The sequence below is a fragment of the Mesorhizobium sp. M2A.F.Ca.ET.042.01.1.1 genome, from assembly GCF_003997405.1.
GTDB lineage: Bacteria > Pseudomonadota > Alphaproteobacteria > Rhizobiales > Rhizobiaceae > Mesorhizobium.
In genome coordinates, this window is record NZ_RZRX01000539.1 from 1 (window position 1) to 1,475 (window position 1,475).

The following is a 1,475-nucleotide window of genomic DNA, read 5'->3' on the forward strand; positions in this document are numbered from 1 at the left end:
ACCTTGCGCGCGATCTCGGGCTTGGGCACGTTGCGGTATTTCAGGCCGAAGGCGACATTGTCGAACACGCTCTTGTGCGGGAACAGCGCGTAGCTCTGGAACACCAGCCCGATATTGCGCTTGTAGATCGGCACGTCGTCGACCCGCCGCCCGTCGATCATGATCTGGCCGCCCGAAATGTCGACCAGCCCGGCGATGGAACGCAGGATCGTCGTCTTGCCGCAGCCGGACGGCCCGAGCAGCGTGACGAAGCTGCCCTTGCGGATCGACAGCGAGAAATCGCGCACCGCGACGAACTTGCCATAGGCGATGTCGATGTTGCGGAACTCGACCGCCGGGCGTTCCACACCTGCGATCGAGAGGTCCGTCCCGGCCGAGCTCGGCCGGGACGCCTGCATGGTTTCAACGCACTCACGCACCTTTCGAGATCCTGTCCCACTGCTTAGTCCAGGCGTCCAAGTTGGTCGCCCAGTAGACCGGATCTGCGAAGGTAAACGACTTCAACGTGCCCGTTGGGTCGTAGTCCGGAAGCGCCTTAATCTTTTCGGTGAGCTTGACCTTCGTCGGATCCAGTGACGGCGGATAACCCTGGCCCTCTGCCACCGCGAACGCCGTTGCGGGCTCGAGCATGAAGTTGATCAGTTCCTCACACTCGGTCATCGGCGAGCCTTTTAGGATCAGAATGTCCTCCAACCAGGCCTCGGTACCGGCGGGAGCCAGATAGCCAATCGGGTGGCCCTGCTGCTGGAGTTCTGCGACACGTCCCGACCAAGCGTCGGTGACCACGATCTCCCCCTTCGAGAGCAGGTCCATCAGCTCCGTGCCGGAGCCCCAGAACTTCTTGGCGAGGTCGCGCGTCTCGCGCACCTTGACCCAGATCGTGTCCATGTCCTTGATGTTGTTGGGGTCCTGCCCCGTGGCCAGCGCCGCGTACCAGACGCGCGTAGCCATGTCTGAATAGCCGCCGATTTTGCCCGCGTATTTCTTGTCGAGCAAAAGTTGCGCGCCCTTTTCCTTGGCCTCTTCCGGCGAGATCACGGTAGTATTGTAGGCGATGCCGGTGGAGCCGTAGTCGTAAGGCACGGCTGAGAGCTTCGGCGTGATCTTGCGGAACGGCTCGATCATCGGCTGCATCACATTCGCCAGATTAGGAATGTTGGCCTCGTTGATCTCCGAGTTCATTCCGTTATTCACATATCTGAGATAGTAGGCGAGGCCGGAGGAATGCACCATCTGGAAATCACCGGGCTTCGACGTTTTGATCTTGGTAATGATCTCGTTCTCTGCACCGAACGTGCCCTGGACCACCTTGATCTTGGTCTTAGTCTCGTAGGGCTTGAACGCGTATTTGTCGAATGCTTCCTGCACTGTTCCGCCCCAGCCGTCGAAGCGAACTTCCTCGACCGCGGCGAGCGCCCGGCTCATCCACGGCATGGAGAGGCCCGCCGAGGCCGCCGCAGCCGCGGTCGAGGAAG

At 60.8% G+C, this 1,475-nt stretch carries 2 protein-coding genes; both read right to left on the reverse strand.

Annotated elements, in window-relative coordinates:
• Positions 1 to 419, reverse strand: a 419-nt coding sequence (locus EOA23_RS34640) for an ABC transporter ATP-binding protein (protein WP_245474453.1), incomplete at its 3' end; no start/stop codon positions are given.
• The coding region (locus EOA23_RS34645; RefSeq protein WP_127307311.1) for an extracellular solute-binding protein at positions 412 to 1,475 on the reverse strand (1,064 nt) is incomplete at its 5' end. The genes EOA23_RS34640 and EOA23_RS34645, both read right to left, overlap by 8 nt.